The sequence below is a fragment of the Rhodococcus sp. NPDC077669 genome (genome assembly GCF_040686915.1).
In the GTDB taxonomy this organism is placed as follows: Bacteria; Actinomycetota; Actinomycetes; order Mycobacteriales; family Mycobacteriaceae; genus Rhodococcoides; species Rhodococcoides fascians.
The window spans coordinates 51,006-70,417 of the sequence record NZ_JBFBMD010000016.1 but is presented as its reverse complement, the minus strand read 5'-3'; the positions used below and the strand labels follow the sequence as shown (position 1 = coordinate 70,417).

Here is a 19,412-nt window from a genome sequence, read left to right as displayed (position 1 = left end):
CCTGTACGGCAGAAGCGACGTGTCACCATCGTGGGACGTCGCTTCTGCCGTACCTGTAGCCGATCACGAAGGAGATCCTCGTTGCGTAACGTACTGATGCCGGTGGTTCTGGCCTCCGCCACTGCCCTGGTACTCACCGCATGCACCGCGGATCCACCGCCACCGATCGAGAGCGTCGAAACTCCGGTCACCACGACGACCGTGCCGTCGAAGACCGGCGACCCCGTTGTCGTGGCGATCGACGACGTGGGCATCGGGTTCAACCCACACCTGCTGGCCGACCAGTCGCCCGCCACCGCCGCGGTCAGTTCGCTCGTGCTGCCCAGCCCGTTCCGTCCCACCCTGAACCCCGACACCGGCGTGACCACGTGGGAGCCGGACCTGTCGCTGTTGATCTCCGCCGAAGTGACCTCTCAGTCTCCGTTCACCATCCGGTACCAGCTACGCAACGAGGCCCAGTGGTCCGACAGCGCACCGATCGCGGCCGAGGACTTCCGGTACCTCTGGCAGCAGATGATCACGCAGCCGGGCGTCGTCGATCCGGCCGGCTACGCACTGATCAGCGATGTTGCCTCTTCGGGCGGCGGCAAGACCGTCGACGTCACCCTCGAGTCGCCGTATCCGGCGTGGCAGCGATTGTTCGCCGACCTCGTGCCCTCCCACTTGCTCAAGGATTCGCCCGGCGGCTTCGAGGGTGGCCTCACCGACAACGTGCCGGTCTCCGGTTCGCGGTTCAACATCAAGACCGTCGACCAGGGCCGGGACGAGATTCTGCTGGAACGCAACGATCGATTCTGGGACCAACCCGCCTCGCCCGACCAGATCCTGATTCGGCGCGGAGGCACCCCCGCACAGTTGGCCGATTCGTTGCGGTCGAGTGATGCGCAGATCGCACAGGTTCGGGGTGGGTCTGCGACGCGCGCTCAACTCTCGGCAATTCCCGGGGTCCGCACCGACACGATTCACCAATCGCGAGTGTTGTCGATGACCGTGAACGGCCGGGCACCGAACATGTCGGAGTCGCTTGTGCGGCAGGGGATCATGGGTCTGCTGGACCCGAACCTGCTGGCCACGGTCGGGGCCGGCGGAGGGGCGACGGATCGCCGAGCAGCGGCCCAGTTGTCGTCGCCGTCGGACCCCGGGTACACCGCGACCGCACCCGCCCCGATCGGCAGAACCGCGGCCCTCGACCTGCTTCGCCGCGCCGGCTTCGTTCCGACACCCGACGCGATCGTGACCTCGACGCCGAGCGCGGGCGCATCCACGACCTCTGCTGCGCCGCCGACCACCAGCGCGCCGACCACGAGCGCGCCGGCTCCCGGAGTACCCCGACTCGCAGACGCCGGCGGTACCGCGCTGCGATTCGTCATCGGTGCCGTCGAGAACGACGACATCGCACTGGCCGTGGCCGGGACCGCCGCGGACGAGCTCGTCAGTGCGGGTATCGACGCGACCGTCACTCCGCTGCCCGCGGACGAGTTGTACTCGACGGCGCTGACCGACGGCGGCGTCGACGCCGTGGTCGGGTGGACCAGTGCGGGCGTGGACCCGGCAACGGCCCTGGCCTCGCGCTTCGGCTGTGTTGCCGAGCCGGCTCCGGGGAGCAGCGGCAGCGTGGACGCCCCGCGCAATCTGTCCGGTCTGTGTGTTCCGGAATTACAGCCGACGATCGACCGCGCCCTGATAACCGACGCCGATGCGACGATCGTTGCCGAGGAGATCGAGCCCAAGCTGTGGTCTCTGGCGTCGACGCTGCCGATCATGCAGGACCAGTCCGTGGTGGCTGCGGTGCCTGGTATCACCGGCGTCTCGTTGACCGGGCCGGTGGAGGTCGGCATCTTCGCCGATGCCGCGAAGTGGATCCGGACGGTCCGGTGAACACCGTGCGCTTGCCTCGGGTGATCATCTTCGACGTGAACGAGACCCTGTCCGACATGGCTCCCATGGCGGCGCGATTCGCCGACGTCGGAGCGCCGGAACACCTGTTCCCGACGTGGTTCGCAGGAGTGCTGCGGGACGGGTTCGCGCTCGCGGTCGCAGGTACCGCTCGGCCGTTCGCCGAGGTCGGTTCCGGTGTGCTCGAGGCGTTGCTGTCCGATGCCGCGATCGATCGCCAGTTGGACGATGCAGTGGACCACATCATGGCCGGTTTCGCCGAGCTCGAGGTGCATCCCGATGTGGTAGCCGGAGTGAATGTGCTTGCAGCGCTTGGCATTCGGATGATCACCCTCAGTAACGGGTCCGCGTCGCTCGCGCAGTCTCTGCTCGAACGAGCCGGCGTGCGGAGTGCTTTCGAGTTGTTGCTGTCGGTCGAGGACGCCGGACGGTGGAAGCCGCACGCCGATGCCTACCGCTACGCGTTGGAGCAGTGCGGTGTCGAACCAGGCGACGCGATGCTGGTGGCCGTGCACCCCTGGGATATCGACGGTGCGCACCGGGCAGGCCTGTCGACGGCGTGGCTCGATCGCGAGAACCGTCCTTATCCCGACCATTTCGTGCCTGCCGATGTGACAGCGCAGTCGTTACCGGATGTGGCGCGAATGCTCGGCGAGCGATGAACGGCTGCCCGACCCAGAGACCGAAACAAACGATGACACAGCGAGTAGCGAGCGACGAGGCATGACGGAACAGGTTGTGACAGAGCAGGTTGTGACAGAACAAGCGATGACGCAGCCGCAGCGGTTGCTGCTGGTCCATGCGCACCCGGACGACGAGAGCATCACCACCGGCGGGACCATCGCCCATTACGTGCGCGCGGGCGTCGACGTCACCGTGCTGACGTGCTCGCTCGGTGAAGAGGGTGAGGTGATCGGCGATACGTGGGCCGATCTCGTGGTCGACCGAGCCGATCAGCTCGGTGGCTACCGAATTCTGGAACTGCATCGCGCACTCGCGGCGTTGGGCTGCAACCCTCCCCGCTTTCTCGGTGGTGCCGGCCGCTGGCGAGATTCTGGAATGGCCGGAACCCCGGCTGCTCTCAAACCGCGCGCATTCGTCAACGCAGACCGGCAGGAGGCTCTCGGGGCGCTCGTGTCGGTCATGCGCGAACTCAGGCCTCAGGTCGTCGTCGGCTACGACCCGGAGGGTGGCTACGGCCACCCCGATCATCAGCAGGTCCACTCCCTGGTGACCGAGGCGGTCGAGGTCTGTGGAACCGACGCCCATCCCGCGGCCGGAGCTCCGTGGGAGGTGGCGAAGTTCTACTGGACCGTCACCGGCCGCGATCAACTGGACGCGGGACTCCGGGTGATCGCCGATATCCCCGAGGGGTGGCGCATGCCCCTCGACGGCGAGTTGCCGAGTGTGGCCGAGGACATGATCACCACCAGCATCGATGTCCGCGGTGTGCTCGACGCGAAGACCGACGCGTTGCGTGCGCACGCAACTCAGGTGACGGTTGCGCCCTCGGGTGCCGAGTACGCACTCTCCAACGACATCGTTCAGCCGATCCTGCTCGACGAGCAGTACGTACTCGTGCGGGGCGTGCTCGGCTCCGACGGGGCGGGCAGGGAGAACGACTTGTTCGCGGGCGTACTAGGCTGTGTTCCGAATCACTGATCTCATGACAACAGGGGCGGAACACACATGTACAACTGGGTAGTGCAGGACGCAATCGTCGCGTTCGTCGATTCTCTCAAGCCGCAGTTCGGCGCACAGGCAGATCTGTACCAGTACGTTCTGGGTCAGATCGCCATGGGTGCGAGCAACTTGCTCACCTCGCTGGGCTATCCGCCGGTTTCCTGAGTGCCGGTGCCCGGTTTTTCGAATGCGATGCCCGGTTTTCGAATGCGGTGCACTGAAACGACCCGGGCCAAGGCAGTATTGGGCGCATGATCTCGAAGGCCGCATCCAATACTGTCGCCCTGGTGTCGTGGGCGACGGTCGCAGTACTGGTGTTCGACGGCTTCCTGTCCGGAATCCTGTCGGTCTTCTTTCTCCCGACCTACGTGGGGTCGGTGCAGTTTCCCATCAGCGCGTTGCTCGGGGGCATCGCGAACGTCGCTCTGGTTCTGGCCGCGCGTAAGGTCGCCGAACGGCCGATCTGGGTGGCGTCGCCGCTGCTCGGATGGTTCGTCGCAGTAGTGCTGTGCATGTTCGGCGGCCCCGGCAACGATGTTCTGCTGCTGGCCGACTGGCGCACGATGCTGCTCATCGTGGCCGGTGCCGGGCCGGCCGGTGTGCTGCTGTTCATGTTCCGAATGAAAGCCATCACAGCAAGCGTGCGTGCCGACCCGCATTCCGGAGCACGTCCTCGATCATCGTCGGAGTCAGCAGTCCGGTGAACGTGTTTCGCTGACTTACGTGGTAGCTGGCGAACACGGTGATCGAGCCCAGATCGAGCTGCGCGCCGTGACCGAATTTCGGTGCAGGCCTGGGTATTTCCCACCCGTTCGCGGCGAGAATCGGTAGCAGCGACTGCCAACCGAACGCCCCGAGCACGAGAATCGACTTCAGTCGCGGACGCAGCAAGCGCAATTCGTCGTCGAGCCAGGGGCGACACCGATCGCGCTCGGCGGGAGTCGGCTTGTTCTGCGGCGGAGCGCAGTGCACGGGGGCTGCAATACGAACTCCGTTGAGCGTCAGCCCGTCGCCGATGTGCGTCGCGGTCGGTTGGCTGGCGAGCCCGACGGCATGCATGGCTCGGTACAGCACGTCTCCGCTGCGGTCCCCGGTGAACATCCGTCCGGTGCGATTGCCGCCGTGGGCGGCCGGGGCGAGCCCGACGATCAACATCGACGCATCGGCCGGGCCGAAACTGGGAACGGCTCGCCCCCAATACGTTTCGTTGGCGAACGCGGCGCGCTTCTCGGCAGCGACCTGTTCGCGCCACCGCACCAGCCGTGGGCAGGCGCGACACTGGGACACCGCCAGGTCGAGCTGCGCGATGGTCTGCGGGCGCTCCTTCTTCATCGGCTCCTTCTTTATCGGCTCCTTCTTTATCGGCTACGTCCTTATCGGCTACGTTTTCACGTGCCGCGTCGAAGCCAGATGTCTCCGGCACCCGGTGTGACGGCGTCGATCATGGCCCACGCGTTCTCGATGGGTATGTCGACCACCTCGTAGTGCCCGACGCCCGCCGGTGTCGCTGCCACGACGGTGGCCACGCCGGCGCGACGTTGGAAGAACGTCTGCCGCACCGTCCAACCGATGATGCCGCCGGCTTCGAGGCTGTGCCGGGTGCGGTCGAGCGATCCGTGCTGGGTGATCAGCCAGCCGGGCAGGACGGCGTGCCCGAGGCCGCGGTAGCGGTCGTGAGCGAGTCCGACGGCGGCCACGAACAGCACGGCCACGGCGATCCACGCGAGGATCGGGATCGGTGCGCCGAGAGACTGCGCAATTCCCAGTCCGGCCGCGACGACGAGCAGCGGTAGAACGGCCCGGGTGTAGCGGCGTCGCCGCGCGGCAGGTCCGTGCTGCAGAAGCGGGCGGTCGGCATTGCCGTGCATGCCTGCGTCGCCGAGCACCGTGGTCATCATGCGCAGCGCCTCGGCCCGCGGAGCCTGGGGGAGCAGTAGCGACGATTCCTTCTTCTCAGCGCTCACTCCGGTCATGATGGCGTCGAGTCGCGCCCCGCCGACCGACCTCAGTAGTAGTGGTTGCGACAGGGAAGTGCCGCGCAGTCTCTTGCGGTCGAGGGTCGACTGACGGGTGCGGAGCAGCCCGTGGCTGACGTGCAGGGTGCGACCCTGGTCGGTGACGGTCAGGTTGCCGTAGGTGATCAGGTAGCGAACGCAGGCGAAGATGCTGGACACCACGAGGAGCGCAATCAGTGCGAGGACGACGAACAGGGCGATGCCGAACCGTTGCGCCGATTCGACGCTGTTCGAGACCACCGAGGTCTCCGCCAATGTCTGTCCGATGCCGTACTGGAACAGCACGCCCACTGCCGCGGCGATGGTGACGATGCCGGTGATGGAGAACGGCGCGAACCGCACCCACGAGAACTGCCAGTGTGCAATCTCGACGCCGGGATCGGCTGCGGCAACGGGCATTCCGTCGCTCGGCGTCGTTCGGCCCGACACTCGCTGCAGCAGTTCGCCGCGAAGCTCCGGCACCAGTGACGTGTCGAGTGCGTTGAGCTCGAAGGCCTCGCCTTTGCCCGCCTGCTGTCCGGTCCCGATGCGGAGAATGGACAGTCCGAGCACCCGGTGCAGTACGTTCGCTTCCACGTCGACGGATCGAATCCTGTTGCGCGGAATGGACAGTACTTTCTTCTGCAACACCCCGGTGCGCAGTTGTACGTGCACCGGCCCGATCCGGTAGCTGGTGGTGAACCAGCGCGCAATCGCGAACACGACGACGACCGCGAGGATGCCCAGACTCCAGTAGTGATTACCGCTCTGACTGCCGACGAAGAACGAGATCAGCAGTACCGGCAGGATCTTGATGCCCTCGTTCACCGGATGCACCAACAACATTCGCTTGTCCAGGCGCAACCACGGCTGCTCCTCTTCGACTGCCAGCAACTCCGCCTGATCGGTCATGTGGCATCTCCGACGGTGCGGCCGGCGATATCGGTCAGTCGCGCGACGGTCTCGTCCGCAACGACCTGATCGAGTGCGGTGATCTTCACCGCGCCCGCCGACGATGCCGTCGTCACGGTGACCGTCGCCAACCCGAGCAGGCGATCGAGTGGTCCGCGCTCGGTGTCGACGGTCTGCACCCGCGAGATGGGGGCGATGCGTCGTTCCTGGCTGAGCCAACCGGTGCGGGTGTACACGGCGGTGTCGCTGATCTCCCAGCGGTGCACGCGGTAGCGCCACTGCGGCACGATCGCGAGGTGCAGTGCGGTCAGCACGACCGATGCGACGAGGACGGTGACGTGCAGCCACGACGTCCGGTTCGAGTCGACGAAAAACCAGACGATCTGAGCGATGAACACCGGTAGCCACAGCAGTCCGGCGCTCAGTGTCCAGAGCAGACGCGCACGGGGAGAAGGCTGCCACTGTGGGTCTGTCATCGTTGTCACGGTACAAACCTAGCGCTGCCCCGTCGTGCGCGTTGTGCGCCCTTCCGGGTACGCAAAACGCGCACAAGGGCCGCAGGCCCACCCGCGGGTGGCACGTGCGTACCAAGAAGGCGCATGATCGACTGGTGACTTCGCAGCCTGATACCGCTCCAGCCGCCTCCGCCATGCGCCGCGTCCTGCGTCGCGCCCGCGACGGGGTGTCGCTGAACGTCGACGAAGCCACGGTCTTGCTGCACGCTCGCGGTGACGACCTGGTGGATCTGATGGCGTCGGCGTCCCGGGTTCGCGATGCCGGGTTGGAGTCGGCGGGCCGTCCGAAGACCGTGTCGTATTCGCGCAAGGTGTTCGTACCCATCACGCGGTTGTGCCGCGACAAGTGCCACTACTGCACGTTCGTCACGGTGCCGGGCAAGCTCAATGCCGCCGGGCACGGGATGTTCATGGATCCCGACGAGATCATCGACGTCGCCCGCAAGGGTGCAGAGTTGGGCTGCAAGGAGGCGCTGTTCACGCTCGGCGACCGACCGGAGGAGCGGTGGCCCGAGGCCAAGGCGTGGTTGGACTCCCGTGGCTACGACTCGACTCTGGACTACGTGCGCGCGATGTCGATCAGGGTGCTCGAGGAGACCGGCCTACTGCCGCACCTCAATCCCGGAGTGATGTCATGGCAGGAACTCTCGCGCCTCAAGCCGGTGGCCCCCTCGATGGGCATGATGCTCGAGACCACCTCGCGTCGGCTGTTCGAGGAGAAGGGGCAGGCGCATTACGGCAGTCCCGACAAAGATCCCGAGGTGCGGCTGCGCACACTGACCGACGCGGGCCGGCTCAACATTCCCTTCACGACGGGCATCCTCGTCGGCATCGGTGAGACGTTGCGGGACAGGGCCGAGTCCATCATGGCAATTCGTAAGGTGCACAAGTCTTTCGGTCATGTGCAAGAGATCATCGTGCAGAACTTCCTGGCCAAATCCGATACCGCGATGCGGTCCGTGCCCGACGCCGGTCTCGAAGAATTCCTGGCGACCATCGCGGTGACGCGCATGGTGATCGGTCCGTCGATGCGAATTCAGGCCCCGCCGAACCTCGTCGCAGCGGAGGAGACCGCCGCGTTGCTCGGCGCAGGCGTCGACGATTGGGGCGGTGTCTCGCCGCTGACTCCCGACCACGTCAATCCCGAGCGGCCGTGGCCGAACCTCGACACTCTCGCCGAGTTGTCGGCGGCCGCCGGTTACACGCTCGTGGAACGCACTGCCGCGCAGCCGCAGTACGTGTTGGCCGGTGCACCGTGGATCGACCCGCGAATCTCGGCACACGTGCGGGCGGTTGCCGACCCGGAGACCGGGATGGCACGCGAGGGCGTCAACCCGACCGGACTGCCATGGCAGGAGCCGGACGAGGAATGGGAGTCCTCGGGACGCGTGGATCTGAACACCGAGATCGACACCGAGGGCCGCAACACCGAGACCCGCTCGGATCTGGCGAATGCGTTCGGCGACTGGGATTCCATTCGTGAGCAGGTGCGCGATCTGGCCGGTCTCGAACGAGTCGACCGCGACCTCGTGTCGGCATTGACAGCAGCGGAGAAGGACCCGGCCGGTCTGTCGGACGAGCAGTACCTGGCACTGGCGACGGCCGAGGGCCCCGGCATGGACGCCGTTGCCGCGCTCGCCGACGATCTGCGTAAGCAGGTCAACGGGGACACCGTCACCTACGTGGTGAACCGGAACATCAACTTCACCAACATCTGCTACACCGGATGCCGTTTCTGCGCGTTCGCGCAGCGCAAGGGCGACGCCGACGCGTTCACGCTGTCCACCGCCGAAGTCGCCGACCGTGCGTGGGAAGCGCACGTCGTCGGGGCCACCGAGGTGTGCATGCAGGGCGGCATCGACCCCGAACTGCCGGTGACGGGATACGCCGATCTGGTCCGTGCGGTCAAGGCGAAAGTGCCGTCGATGCACGTGCACGCGTTCTCGCCGATGGAGATCGTCAACGGGGCCTCCCGCGGCGGCCAGTCGATCCGCGAGTGGCTCACCGAGCTGCGGGCCGCCGGCCTGGACTCGATTCCGGGTACCGCCGCAGAGATTCTCGACGACGAGGTGCGGTGGGTGCTCACCAAGGGCAAGCTGCCCGCAGCCGAATGGATCGAAGTGATCACCACCGCGCACGAGGTGGGCCTGCGATCGAGCTCGACGATGATGTACGGGCACGTCGACAATCCGTCGCACTGGGTCGGGCATCTGAACGTGCTCAAGAAGATCCAGGACAAGACGGGCGGGTTTACCGAGTTCGTGCCGCTGCCGTTCGTGCACCAGTCGTCGCCGCTGTATCTGGCGGGTGCCTCGCGGCCCGGCCCGACCAATCGGGACAACCGCGCGGTGCATGCTCTGGCCAGGATCATGCTGCACGGCCGTATCGACAACATTCAGACGTCATGGGTGAAATTGGGAATCACGGGTACACAGGCGATGCTGAACGGGGGCGCGAACGATCTGGGCGGGACCCTGATGGAAGAGACGATCTCGCGGATGGCGGGTTCGCAGAACGGTTCGGAGAAGACCGTCGCGGAACTGCACGAGATCGCCGACGGCATCGGACGACCGGTTCGTCAGCGCACCACCACGTACGGCCCGGCACCGGCGGTGTCGGTCGCCGGCCTGATCTGACCTTCAGGTCTTTACCCGAAACGGAGTTTGCCCGACATGGACGACCGTCGAGTCGCCGCGGTACTGAGCAGTGCCGTCGCCATCATTCATCCCGTGCTCGACATCCTGGCTACGCGTGACCCGATCGGACTGAAGGGACGGACGTTCCGCGAGTCCTCCGCGGACGATTCGACCCTCGACAACGTCATCGACTTCCTGGCCAAGGCGTTCGACACCACCGACTTCCCGGGCACCGCCGGCTGGGAGAAGCTCGACAGCGATGCTCGTTCGCAGTGGTGGGTCAATCGCATCGGAGCTCTCAACACTGTCGCGGTGGCCTTCCCCGGCGTCTTCGGCATCCTGGTCAACCGTCTGCCGATCCAGGATCTGCTCGGGTTCGCCAACCAGGCGATGGTGCTCGTCGCCGTGGCTCGCGAATCCGGAGTGACCGACCGCGAGACGCATGTGGCGCTGCTCGGGTCGGTGCTGTGCAAGCGTGATCTGACGTCCTTGGCCGACAGTGCTCCTGCGAAGAAGGAAGAATCGCCGAAATCCGGACCGTTCGCACTGCTGCGCGGAATGTGGCAGATCGCCAACGTGCTGCGCGACGTGGCAGGCGAGTTGGAGAAGCGCCCGCATCCACGCGGGTTCTATCGGGTACTCGGAGCCATCCCGCTCGTCGGTGGCGTCGCCGGATATCTCGGTGAGCGGGGCGCGCTGTCGCGCGCTGCCAAGCAGGGACGCAAGTGGCTCGCCGCCCACAAGACGGCGTCGGCTTCGGTGACCCAGCCCGCGAAGCAGCTCCGGCGATAGCAGGCCGGAGCAGGTGAGGTCACCCTGGTCGGATTGTCCCAGGTTCGGACCGCGATACTAGGATGCTGAGGGCGCGAGAGCGCCCACGATCTATACAAGGAGGGGAGAGCAGCAGTGACCTACTCGATTGCAGAACCGTGCGTAGATGTACTGGACAAAGCGTGCATCGAAGAGTGCCCGGTGGATTGCATCTACGAGGGTAACCGAATGCTGTACATCCACCCCGACGAATGCGTCGACTGCGGAGCCTGCGAACCCGTGTGCCCCGTCGAGGCCATCTTCTACGAAGACGACGTGCCCGAGCAGTGGAGTGCATACGTCAGCGCCAACGTCGATTTCTTCGACGATCTCGGATCTCCCGGTGGCGCAGCGAAACTCGGCAAGACCGACTACGACCCGCCGTTCATCAAGGCTCTGCCTCCCATGGGCGAGAACTGACGCCTTGGCACGTAGAGCGGTGGCAGCGACGCTGCCCGACTTTCCGTGGGACTCGCTGACCGCTGCCAAGGAGAAGGCGTCGGCGCACCCGGACGGCATCGTGAATCTGTCCGTCGGCACGCCCGTCGACCCGGTCGCCGAGGTGATTCGGGTCGCGTTGAACTCGGTGGCCGACGAGCCCGGTTACCCGACGACCGTCGGTACCGCCGCGCTGCGGGAGGCCGCGGTGGCGTCGCTCGAACGTCGCTACTCGATCACCGGTATCTCGACCGACGCGGTGCTTCCGGCCATCGGCACCAAGGAAATGATCGCCTGGTTGCCGAGTCTGCTGGGTCTGGGTGCCGATGATCTTGTCGTCATCCCCGAATTGGCGTATCCCACATACGAAGTGGGTGCGCTGCTCGCCGGTGCACGAATTCTTCGTGCAGACGGACTGAATCGTCTCGGCCCCGAACGCGCCTCGCTGATCTTCGTCAACTCGCCGTCCAATCCGACCGGCAAGGTGCTCGGTATCGACCACCTTCGCAAGGTCGTGGATTGGGCACGAGAGCGCGACGCTATCGTCGTCTCCGACGAATGCTACCTGGGTCTGACCTGGGAAGCCGACGCCGTCTCGGTGCTCGACCCGCGCGTCTGCGACGGCGATCACACCAACCTCCTTGCTGTGCACTCACTCTCGAAGACCTCGAATCTGGCCAGCTACCGCGCCGGTTTCGTCACCGGCGACGCGGCCCTGATCGCCGAGTTGCTCGAGGTCCGCAAGCACGCAGGCATGATGGTGCCGCTGCCCATTCAGGCCGCCATGACCGCGGCCCTGGCCGACGACGAGCACGAAAACATCCAGCGAGAGCGATACCGCGCCCGTCGAACGACTTTGAAGTCTGCCGTCGAGGCAGCCGGATTCCGCGTCGACCACTCGGAGGCCGGGTTGTACCTGTGGGCCACCCGCGACGAGCCGTGCCGCGACACCGTCGACTGGCTCGCCGAACGCGGCATCCTCGCCGCACCGGGAGAGTTCTACGGACCGAACGGTGGCAAACACGTCCGCATCGCACTGACTGCGACGGACGAGCGCATCGAGGCTGCGGCGGCTCGCCTGCGCGGTTAGCCGAGCTTCCTGGTGCGCTGAGTGTTGTAGTGCGCTGAGTGTCCACTATTGAGCCTGGCGATCGGGATCCCGTCGCTCGACTCGAATTGTGGACACTCACCTCAGTTGGCTTCGGCCCCGCTGACGCCGCTGAAGCGTGTGAGCTCGAGGTGCGCTGAGTGTCCACTATTCGGCCCGATCGACGGGATCCCGGTTCTCGATACGAATAGTGGACACCGAGCTCAGTTGGCCCCTGCTCGGATCGGGTGTTCTCATGTACCCATGACCCTCAGCCTGCTGCTCAGCTTCGCCGGTGTGTGCTTTCTGCTGGCGATTCTGCCCGGGCCGGATTCGTTTCTGGTGCTCCGCTACAGCATCGGCGGCCTCAAGCCAGGCGTCGCTGCGGCGATGGGTGTCGCGATCGGCGGACTGTTCTGGGCCGTGCTGGTGGCCGTCGGGTTGGCGGCGATCGTCGAGCAATCCGCGACGGCATACCGCGTCGTCAAAGTTCTCGGTGGGTTGTACCTGCTGTATCTGGGCGTGAAGGCTTTCCGGGCGCGACGTAAGAACAAGGTGGACGGCGAGCCGCTCCTGCCTGTCGCTGCGTCCGCGTGGTCGGCGTTCGGTGCCGGAGTTCTCTCGTGCGCGCTCAACCCGAAGGCCGGACTGTTCTACCTCGCGGTGGTACCGCAGTTCCTCACCGTCGTCACGTTCACCGGTGCCATGACGCTCGGTCTGGTCGAGGTGGTTGTCGCTGCCGTGGTGATGGGAGTGTTCTCCGTTCTCGCCTCACGCGCTGTGACGCTGCTGCGTAAACCGGCCGTGACCGACTGGCTGGACCGCATCAGCGCTGGATTCCTCGTCGCCCTCGGAATCGGAACGGTGGCGTCTTCGGCCTAGTTGCGGTGGACCGTCAGTCGAGGTCCGGCTCCCCGACGTCCCATCCGCCGCGCCTGATGCGCAGGATGTAGACCAATTCGTTGCTGCCGAAGGCTTCGATGGTGGTGAAACGCTTCGGTTCGGCGTTGACCTCGGGGTTGCGCGCGTGCGCCTCCTCGTAGAGCTGAGTCGCTCGGAGGTCGGCCAACTCCACTCGCGTCCAGAAATCGTCGGACTGCACCGAGTAGACCAGTCGCGGCGCTCCGTCACTGACGTGCGCGAGGTCGATGTCCTCGTCGTCGGAGTCCTCGTCCTCGAGGTCCAGGTCGAGGTCGTCTTCGGAATCGACGTCCTGTTCGGCGTCGGTTCCGATCAGATAGACACCCGCCTGCAGGTCACCGGCGGCGACCGTCATGTACTCGGCGTAGTCGCCGGTGTCGATTCCGTCCACGTCCATGTCTGTACGGTAGCCATGTGCTGCTTCGTTCACTGAACCCACTCGCCGTTGCGCGGGGAGACGATATTCCCGACGCCGTCACCATCGACGGCATCTCGCTCTCTCGTGCCGACATCCTGGGAGCGGCGACTTCCGTAGCCGAGCGCATCGGCCGGGCAGATCGGCTCGCCATCCACGCGACGCCATCGGTGAAAACGGTCCTCGCCGTCGTCGGTGCGATGATTGCCGGAGTCACCGTTGTTCCCGTCCCACCGGATGCAGGCTCGGCCGAACGTGAGCACATCCTCCGCGATTCGGGTGCGCAGGCGTGGCTCGGCGAAGCGCCGCCGGACACCGCGGGTCTGACGGTTCTGCCGGTGCGTCAGCACGCACGGTCGTGGCACAGCTACCCCGAGCCGCAGCCGTCGTCGATCGCGTTCGTGCTCTACACCTCCGGCACCACCGGCCCACCGAAAGGTGTGCTGATTTCTCGCAGCGCCATCGCGGCCGGGCTCGACGCGTTGGCGCAGGCCTGGAGCTGGACGTGGAAAGACACTCTGGTGCACGGTCTTCCGCTGTTTCACGTGCACGGACTGATTCTCGGGTTGCTCGGCCCACTGCGAGTCGGCAGCCCGCTGATCCACACCGGCAAACCGACTCCCGAGCTCTATGCGGCAGCGCGGGGTTCTCTGTATTTCGGGGTGCCGACGGTGTGGTCGCGCGTCGCCGCGGATGAGACGTCCGCCCGCGCCCTGGCCCACGCCCGGTTGCTGGTGTCCGGCAGTGCGCCGCTCCCGGTTCCGGTGTTCGAGAAGCTGCGTGAGTTCACCGGTCAGGCTCCCATCGAGCGGTACGGCATGAGCGAGACCCTGATCACCATCAGCACCCGCGCCGACGGTGAACGTCGACCAGGATCGGTGGGACTGCCCGTCGCAGGCGTCGAGACCAGATTGCTCGGTGAGCAGGGCGACATCCTGCCGCACGACGGCGAATCCATCGGCGCATTGCAGATCCGCTGCCCTATGTTGTTCGACGGCTACCTGAACAACCCCGAGGCGACGGCGAAGACCTACACCGAGGACGGGTGGTTCGACACCGGAGACGTCGCGCTCATCGAGCCCGACGGGTTCCACCGGATCGTCGGGCGAGCCTCGACCGACCTGATCAAGTCCGGCGGGTATCGCGTCGGCGCGGGGGAGATCGAGACGGTGTTGCTTAACCACCCGAGCGTGGACGAAGTAGCTGTCGTCGGCCTGCCGGATGATGATCTGGGTCAACGCATCGTGGCGTTCGTCGTCGGTACCGAGGTCGAGGATCGAGTGCTCATCGACCTGGTGGCCACCGAACTGTCGATCCACAAGCGGCCCCGGGAGATTCGCGTCGTCGACTCACTGCCGCGCAATGCCATGGGCAAGGTGCAGAAGAAGCTCCTCGGCTGACTCCGCGTTGTGAGCGCGGGTCGGGTGAAACGCGCTAGCTTCGAGTCATGAACCTGGACGGCGCACGCATTCTCGTATTCGGTGCCAGTGGCGGGCTCGGCGGTCCGATCGTCGAGCAACTCGCGGAGGCCGGCGCGCGGCTTACCATCAGCGGACGCAGCCTCGAGTCCGCGGAGCATCACACGGTGAATGCCGATCTGACGCTGCCGGATTCGGCTCGCTCGGTAGTCGCGGAGGCCATCGAACACCACGGCGGTCTCGACGGGATCGTGATCGCCGCCGGTGTCGTGGCGTTCGGCTCGGTCACCGAGGTCGACGACGACACCGTCGACGAGTTGCTGCTGCTCAACTACCTGGCACCGCTGCGCATCATGCGTGAAGCGCTGACCACTCTGGATCAGGGTGGATTCGTGCTCAACATCAGTGCGGTGGTCGCAGACAAGCCGATGCCCAACATGGGTGCCTACTCGGCGAGCAAGGCCGCGGCGAGTGCGCTGGTGAAAAGTGTTCGCACAGAGGCCCGGAAGTCGAAGATCCGTATCGTCGACGTGCGGCCTCCGCACACCGAGACGGGGCTGGCGACGCGGCCGATCGCCGGGCAGGCACCGAAACTACCGCAGGGCCTGACGCCCGAGGCAGTGGCAGCACGGATCGTCGCCGCGATCACCGACGACGAAACCGACGTCGGCGCAGACCAGTTCTCTTAGGCTATTGTCGGCACCGTGACCGAGACACATGTGACCGACGCGGGCAGAAGGCTCGTGCGTCGTCGCACCATCGATCTGTGCCTGGTCTGCACTTCTTCCTGTTCGTAACTGTCGATCGAACCCAGCCCCGACGAGCTCCACGCGCTCCTCGGGTCGTTCCGGCAACCTCTTTCTACGAACAGGATCACTCATGACCACATCTGTCTCCCACCTCGGCGGCGTCATCGCTGCCACCGACGACGCAGTACGCGCGGACGCGAAGAACGCTCACGCTGTATTCCGTGCCTCCGCCACCGCGCACGATGCCGTCGCCAGCACCGTCACACTCGGCAAGTTCAGCGTCGAGGTCGACGAGCCGCCGGCCCTCGGCGGTGAGAACACGGCCGCCAATCCCGTGGAGTACTACCTCGCGTCGCTGCTGTCCTGCCAGGTGGTCACCTACCGCGTCTGGGCCGAGAAGCTCGGTATCGTCGTCGACGACATCAAGGCGAAGGCCGAGGGCGACCTCGACGTACGTGGCTTCTTCGGGTTCGACGACGACGTGCGGCCGGGATTCGGTGAGGTGCGCGTCGTCGTGACGGTCACCGGGCCCGAGACCCGTGAGCGGTACGAGGAATTGCAGCAGGCCGTGGACGATCACTGCCCGGTACTGGATCTCACGCGTAACCCCACGCCGATCCACACCGTCCTCGAAACGGCCTGACGTCATGAGCGAGCGAACATTCGGCCTGCGTACCAGAGCAATTCACGCCGGCGCGCGGCCCGACTCGGCAACCGGTTCGCGTGCGGTGCCGATCTATCAAACGGCGAGCTACGTGTTCGAGGATTCTGCTGACGCAGGGGATCTGTTCGCTCTGCAGAAGTACGGCAACGTCTACAGCCGCATCGGTAATCCGACGGTCGCCGCCTTCGAGGAGCGCATCGCGAGCCTCGAAGGCGGCATCGGGGCGGTCGCGTTCGCCAGCGGGCTCGCGGCCGAGTTCGCGGTGTTCGCCGCGCTGGGCGGCACCGGTGATCACATCGTCGCGGCAGCCGGACTCTACGGCGGAACCGTGACGCAACTCGACGTCACACTGCGGCGCTTCGGCGTCGAGACCACCTTCGTTCCCGGCACGGACCCGGCCGATTATGCGGCGGCGGTAACAGATTCGACCAAGTTGATCTACGCGGAGGTCATCGGGAACCCCTCCGGTGAGATCGCCGATCTCGAGGGTCTCGCCGCGGTCGCGCACGATCATGGGATCCCGCTGGTGGTCGACGCGACGATGGCGACACCGTGGTTGAGCCGGCCGATCGAGTTCGGAGCCGACCTCGTCATCCACTCGGCAACGAAGTTCCTCGGCGGTCACGGCTCCACGCTCGGCGGCGTCGTGGTGGAATCCGGTCGATTCGATTGGGGCCGAGGCAAGTTCCCGCAGATGACCGAGCCGGTGGCCTCGTACGGGGGCCTGTCGTGGTGGGGCAACTTCGGGGAGTACGGATTTCTCACCAAACTGCGCAGTGAGCAACTGCGCGACATCGGTGCAGCACTGGCTCCGCACTCTGCCTTCACGCTGATCCAGGGCGTCGAGACGTTGCCGCAGCGCATGGACGCGCACGTGGCCAATGCGCGCGTCGTCGCCGAGTGGCTCGAGTCGGACCCACGCATCGAGTACGTGAGATGGGCTGGATTGCAGAGTCATTCGCACCACGATCGCGCCGCGAAATATCTGCCCTCGGGTCCGGGCGCGGTGTTCGCATTCGGCATCGAAGGTGGTCGCGACGCCGGCCGAACGTTTGTCGAGAGCGTCCAGGTGGCCAGTCACGTCGCGAACATCGGCGACGTACGCACCCTGGTCATCCACCCGGCCAGCACCACCCACCGACAGCTCAGCGATGATCAACTGGCCGGCGCGGGGGTGGGGCCCGAACTCATTCGGATCAGTGTCGGCCTCGAAGACGGTGAGGACCTGCTGTGGGATCTCGATCAGGCCTTGACGCTGGCAACCGGGAAGGCGCGGTCATGAGCGAACGAACCTGGCAGGGACCCTCCGCTCAGGACCGTCAGCGGATCTTGCGTGAGACGAAAACCGTCGCGATCGTCGGTGCGTCCAAGAACCCGTCGCGAGCAAGCTATTTCGTCAATCGGTATCTGTCCTCGACAAGCAACTACGAAATATTTCTCGTCAATCCGACGGTCTCGGACATCGAAGGAACGACCGTCTATCCGACTCTCGCGGATCTACCGAAGAGTCCGGACCTGGTCGACGTCTTTCGCAAGTACGACGATCTCCCGGAGGTGTTGAGCGAAACCATTGCCGCGCAGGCGAAGACGATCTGGTTGCAGCTCGGGTTGTGGCACGAGCAGGTGGCCCACGACGCCGAGGCGGCGGGACTGAACGTCGTCATGGACCGGTGCCTCAAGATCGAACACGCCCGCTTCCACGGCGGACTGCATTTGGCCGGATTCGACACGGGAGTGATCGATTCGCGTCGACCGCGGGGTTAGGGGTCAGGCCTTCAGTAGGCGACCGCTGATTATCGCGGCCAACGATCGTGGCGCGAGACGCACACTGCCGGCGCTGATCTTGTTGGAAAGACCGGACACGACGCTGGCAGGGGTACGGCGAGAGTCCAAGGCGCGCATAGCCGTCGAGACCACCTGCTCGGAGGTCTGGAAGTTGCCCACTGCGGCATCCTCGGATCCGACGACGTCGAAGAACTCGGTGCGCGTCGGGCCGGGGGAGAGAGCGAGGATCTTCAGCGGTGACGTGCGGTACTCGTAGGCGAGCGCCTCGGTGAAGTTCAGTACGAACGCCTTCGTCGCCCCGTATACCGCCATGTTCGGAGTGGGCTGGTACGCAGCGGTACTCGCGATGTTGATCAACGCTCCGGTCAGATTCGGCAGAAACGCATGTGTCAGATCCACCAGCGCGCTGACGTTCAATGCGATTTCCGACGCCACCCGCGCCGGATCCTCGTCGCGAAAGCGCCCGTGGGTCCCGAATCCTGCATTGTTGATCAGCGTCGTGGGTGTTATCCCTTTGTCGGCCAGTTTCTTTCGTAGTGACTCGCCGATGCCCGGTACGCCCAGGTCCATGGCGACGGCGGTCGCGGTGACGCCGTGGTCTGCTTCGATGCGGCGGGCAAGTGCCTCGAGTCGGTCCGCCCGGCGTGCCACGAGGACGACGTTCTCGCCGCGTGCGGCAAAGCGATGTGCGAATTCCTCGCCGAGGCCGGAGCTCGCCCCGGTGATGAGTGCTGTGGATGTCATGCGAGCAAATGTAGGCACTGTCAGCATTGTTGTCAACGCCAACATCGCCTAAGGTGAGTCCATGGCAACGGAGCGCTACCACCACGGTGATCTGCGCGCGGTGCTCCTGGAGGAGGCCGAGCGGAGCATCGCCCGCGACGGCGTAGATGCGCTGTCGCTGCGGCAGTTGGCCCGAGACGTGGGTGTCAGTCACGCAGCGCCCGCGCGCCACTTCCGCGACAAGCAAGCACTGCTGGATGCGTTGGCGCTGCACGGCTTTCAGGAAATGAATCGCCGAATGGTCGACGCGGCCACCGGGCCGGGAGAGCTGCTGGCCAAGTTTCGTGGTGTCGCCCGCGCCTACCTGGGTTTTGCAGTCGAACACCCGCAGCTCTTGGACGTCATGTACAGCACCAAGCATCACCCCGAGGCCAGCGAACAACTCAAAGACGTTGCGCACGAAAGCATGGCGGCGACGGAATCCTTGCTGCACGCTGCGATGGACGCGGGAGTCATCACCGAAGCATCGCCTGCCGTCCTCGCCCGCGTCGCGTTCGCGAGCGTCCACGGACTCGCCGTGCTCGCCGCCGGCGACCTCCTCGACGGCATGCCTGCCGATGACCTACTCGACGCCACGGTCGACACCCTGCTCCGCGGATTCACCTGACCGGGTCGTTCCGCAGGCTCCACTCCCAACCATCGGGTCATTCCGCAGGCTCCACTCCCGCCATCGGGTCATTCCGCGGGATCCACTCCCACCATCGGG

21 protein-coding genes are annotated in these 19,412 nt (G+C 65.6%); 16 read left to right on the top strand and 5 right to left on the bottom strand.

Features of this window, described 5'->3' with window-relative positions; translation table 11 throughout:
• Positions 1-96: 96 nt before the first annotated feature.
• The 5 genes from AB0P23_RS17960 (at position 97) to AB0P23_RS17940 (ending at position 4,283) form a co-directional block, all read left to right on the top strand.
• On the top strand, positions 97-1,878 hold the full coding sequence (locus AB0P23_RS17960) for an ABC transporter family substrate-binding protein (protein WP_032375451.1): 1,782 nt from the start codon (positions 97-99) through the stop codon (positions 1,876-1,878).
• Positions 1,875-2,558: a haloacid dehalogenase type II gene (locus AB0P23_RS17955; RefSeq protein ID WP_032375536.1), complete on the top strand. Its 684-nt coding sequence runs from the start codon at positions 1,875-1,877 to the stop codon at positions 2,556-2,558. Before AB0P23_RS17960 ends, AB0P23_RS17955 begins: the two co-directional genes overlap by 4 nt.
• 106 nt (positions 2,559-2,664) lie before the next feature.
• Positions 2,665-3,558 (top strand): N-acetyl-1-D-myo-inositol-2-amino-2-deoxy-alpha-D-glucopyranoside deacetylase, encoded by an 894-nt coding sequence (gene mshB / locus AB0P23_RS17950; protein WP_032375537.1) that lies wholly within the window; start codon positions 2,665-2,667, stop codon positions 3,556-3,558.
• A 27-nt stretch (positions 3,559-3,585) separates the two neighbouring features.
• On the top strand, positions 3,586-3,744 hold the full coding sequence (locus AB0P23_RS17945) for a hypothetical protein (protein ID WP_008714214.1): 159 nt from the start codon (positions 3,586-3,588) through the stop codon (positions 3,742-3,744).
• Positions 3,745-3,830: 86 nt separating this feature from the next.
• Complete coding sequence (locus AB0P23_RS17940; RefSeq protein WP_027498086.1) at positions 3,831-4,283, top strand: hypothetical protein; 453 nt, start codon at positions 3,831-3,833, stop codon at positions 4,281-4,283.
• Here AB0P23_RS17940 and AB0P23_RS17935 read toward each other — a convergent pair.
• Genes AB0P23_RS17935 through AB0P23_RS17925 form a run of 3 tightly spaced genes read right to left on the bottom strand, consistent with a single transcriptional unit; the run spans position 4,210 to position 6,961 of the window.
• Complete coding sequence (locus tag AB0P23_RS17935) at positions 4,210-4,911, bottom strand: uracil-DNA glycosylase (protein ID WP_032365356.1); 702 nt, start codon at positions 4,909-4,911, stop codon at positions 4,210-4,212. The genes AB0P23_RS17940 and AB0P23_RS17935 overlap by 74 nt on opposite strands.
• Before the next feature lie 56 nt (positions 4,912-4,967).
• Positions 4,968-6,485: a PH domain-containing protein gene (locus AB0P23_RS17930; RefSeq protein ID WP_032375452.1), complete on the bottom strand. Its 1,518-nt coding sequence runs from the start codon at positions 6,483-6,485 to the stop codon at positions 4,968-4,970.
• Complete coding sequence (locus AB0P23_RS17925) at positions 6,482-6,961, bottom strand: PH domain-containing protein (RefSeq protein WP_032400263.1); 480 nt, start codon at positions 6,959-6,961, stop codon at positions 6,482-6,484. The genes AB0P23_RS17930 and AB0P23_RS17925 overlap by 4 nt, the downstream gene beginning before the upstream one ends.
• A gap of 134 nt (positions 6,962-7,095) precedes the next feature.
• Between AB0P23_RS17925 and AB0P23_RS17920 the strand changes: the two genes are divergently transcribed.
• From AB0P23_RS17920 to AB0P23_RS17900, 5 genes are all read left to right on the top strand, one after another.
• On the top strand, positions 7,096-9,636 hold the full coding sequence (locus AB0P23_RS17920; RefSeq protein WP_268987766.1) for a bifunctional FO biosynthesis protein CofGH: 2,541 nt from the start codon (positions 7,096-7,098) through the stop codon (positions 9,634-9,636).
• 36 nt (positions 9,637-9,672) lie between these two features.
• On the top strand, positions 9,673-10,428 hold the full coding sequence (locus AB0P23_RS17915; protein WP_032390335.1) for a hypothetical protein: 756 nt from the start codon (positions 9,673-9,675) through the stop codon (positions 10,426-10,428).
• 114 nt (positions 10,429-10,542) lie between these two features.
• The gene (gene fdxA, locus AB0P23_RS17910; protein WP_027498080.1) at positions 10,543-10,866 is read left to right on the top strand and encodes a ferredoxin; all 324 of its coding nucleotides are present in this window, start codon (positions 10,543-10,545) and stop codon (positions 10,864-10,866) included.
• Positions 10,867-10,870: 4 nt separating this feature from the next.
• The gene (gene dapC, locus AB0P23_RS17905) at positions 10,871-11,974 is read left to right on the top strand and encodes a succinyldiaminopimelate transaminase (protein WP_363798627.1); all 1,104 of its coding nucleotides are present in this window, start codon (positions 10,871-10,873) and stop codon (positions 11,972-11,974) included.
• Positions 11,975-12,235: 261 nt separating this feature from the next.
• The gene (locus AB0P23_RS17900; RefSeq protein WP_283541924.1) at positions 12,236-12,853 is read left to right on the top strand and encodes a LysE family translocator; all 618 of its coding nucleotides are present in this window, start codon (positions 12,236-12,238) and stop codon (positions 12,851-12,853) included.
• Between the two features lie 13 nt (positions 12,854-12,866).
• Here the strand turns inward: AB0P23_RS17900 and AB0P23_RS17895 are convergent, their stop codons facing one another.
• Complete coding sequence (locus AB0P23_RS17895) at positions 12,867-13,289, bottom strand: hypothetical protein (RefSeq protein WP_032400873.1); 423 nt, start codon at positions 13,287-13,289, stop codon at positions 12,867-12,869.
• A 17-nt stretch (positions 13,290-13,306) separates the two neighbouring features.
• Here AB0P23_RS17895 and AB0P23_RS17890 point away from each other — a divergent pair, with 17 nt between their 5' ends.
• The 5 genes from AB0P23_RS17890 to AB0P23_RS17870 all read left to right on the top strand — a co-directional run bounded on the left by AB0P23_RS17890 (position 13,307) and on the right by AB0P23_RS17870 (position 17,902).
• On the top strand, positions 13,307-14,707 hold the full coding sequence (locus AB0P23_RS17890) for an acyl-CoA synthetase (RefSeq protein ID WP_196251036.1): 1,401 nt from the start codon (positions 13,307-13,309) through the stop codon (positions 14,705-14,707).
• A 47-nt stretch (positions 14,708-14,754) separates the two neighbouring features.
• Positions 14,755-15,414 (top strand): SDR family oxidoreductase, encoded by a 660-nt coding sequence (locus tag AB0P23_RS17885; protein WP_032400871.1) that lies wholly within the window; start codon positions 14,755-14,757, stop codon positions 15,412-15,414.
• A gap of 190 nt (positions 15,415-15,604) precedes the next feature.
• On the top strand, positions 15,605-16,117 hold the full coding sequence (locus tag AB0P23_RS17880) for an OsmC family protein (protein ID WP_027498074.1): 513 nt from the start codon (positions 15,605-15,607) through the stop codon (positions 16,115-16,117).
• 4 nt (positions 16,118-16,121) lie between these two features.
• On the top strand, positions 16,122-17,420 hold the full coding sequence (locus tag AB0P23_RS17875) for an O-acetylhomoserine aminocarboxypropyltransferase/cysteine synthase family protein (RefSeq protein WP_363798624.1): 1,299 nt from the start codon (positions 16,122-16,124) through the stop codon (positions 17,418-17,420).
• Positions 17,417-17,902 carry a CoA-binding protein gene (locus AB0P23_RS17870; protein ID WP_032400869.1) on the top strand — a complete coding sequence of 162 codons (486 nt, stop codon included), beginning with the start codon at positions 17,417-17,419 and terminating at the stop codon, positions 17,900-17,902. Before AB0P23_RS17875 ends, AB0P23_RS17870 begins: the two co-directional genes overlap by 4 nt.
• Before the next feature lie 3 nt (positions 17,903-17,905).
• On the opposite strand, the gene AB0P23_RS17865 is transcribed toward AB0P23_RS17870, so the two are convergent.
• Complete coding sequence (locus AB0P23_RS17865) at positions 17,906-18,667, bottom strand: SDR family oxidoreductase (protein WP_306905428.1); 762 nt, start codon at positions 18,665-18,667, stop codon at positions 17,906-17,908.
• A gap of 61 nt (positions 18,668-18,728) precedes the next feature.
• Here AB0P23_RS17865 and AB0P23_RS17860 point away from each other — a divergent pair, with 61 nt between their 5' ends.
• The gene (locus tag AB0P23_RS17860; RefSeq protein WP_032390519.1) at positions 18,729-19,313 is read left to right on the top strand and encodes a TetR/AcrR family transcriptional regulator; all 585 of its coding nucleotides are present in this window, start codon (positions 18,729-18,731) and stop codon (positions 19,311-19,313) included.
• Positions 19,314-19,412 lie beyond the last annotated feature (99 nt).

Coding starts and splice junctions, on each gene's coding strand:
- AB0P23_RS17895 (WP_032400873.1), bottom strand. CDS start 13,289: ATGGACGTGGACGGAATCGACACCGGCGACTACGCCGAGTACATGACG.
- AB0P23_RS17875 (WP_363798624.1), top strand. CDS start 16,122: ATGAGCGAGCGAACATTCGGCCTGCGTACCAGAGCAATTCACGCCGGC.
- AB0P23_RS17865 (WP_306905428.1), bottom strand. CDS start 18,667: ATGACATCCACAGCACTCATCACCGGGGCGAGCTCCGGCCTCGGCGAG.
- AB0P23_RS17885 (WP_032400871.1), top strand. CDS start 14,755: ATGAACCTGGACGGCGCACGCATTCTCGTATTCGGTGCCAGTGGCGGG.
- AB0P23_RS17930 (WP_032375452.1), bottom strand. CDS start 6,485: ATGACCGATCAGGCGGAGTTGCTGGCAGTCGAAGAGGAGCAGCCGTGG.
- AB0P23_RS17935 (WP_032365356.1), bottom strand. CDS start 4,911: ATGAAGAAGGAGCGCCCGCAGACCATCGCGCAGCTCGACCTGGCGGTG.
- AB0P23_RS17960 (WP_032375451.1), top strand. CDS start 97: ATGCCGGTGGTTCTGGCCTCCGCCACTGCCCTGGTACTCACCGCATGC.
- AB0P23_RS17880 (WP_027498074.1), top strand. CDS start 15,605: ATGACCACATCTGTCTCCCACCTCGGCGGCGTCATCGCTGCCACCGAC.
- mshB (WP_032375537.1), top strand. CDS start 2,665: ATGACGCAGCCGCAGCGGTTGCTGCTGGTCCATGCGCACCCGGACGAC.
- AB0P23_RS17940 (WP_027498086.1), top strand. CDS start 3,831: ATGATCTCGAAGGCCGCATCCAATACTGTCGCCCTGGTGTCGTGGGCG.
- AB0P23_RS17925 (WP_032400263.1), bottom strand. CDS start 6,961: ATGACAGACCCACAGTGGCAGCCTTCTCCCCGTGCGCGTCTGCTCTGG.
- AB0P23_RS17900 (WP_283541924.1), top strand. CDS start 12,236: ATGACCCTCAGCCTGCTGCTCAGCTTCGCCGGTGTGTGCTTTCTGCTG.
- AB0P23_RS17945 (WP_008714214.1), top strand. CDS start 3,586: ATGTACAACTGGGTAGTGCAGGACGCAATCGTCGCGTTCGTCGATTCT.
- AB0P23_RS17870 (WP_032400869.1), top strand. CDS start 17,417: ATGAGCGAACGAACCTGGCAGGGACCCTCCGCTCAGGACCGTCAGCGG.
- AB0P23_RS17860 (WP_032390519.1), top strand. CDS start 18,729: ATGGCAACGGAGCGCTACCACCACGGTGATCTGCGCGCGGTGCTCCTG.
- AB0P23_RS17915 (WP_032390335.1), top strand. CDS start 9,673: ATGGACGACCGTCGAGTCGCCGCGGTACTGAGCAGTGCCGTCGCCATC.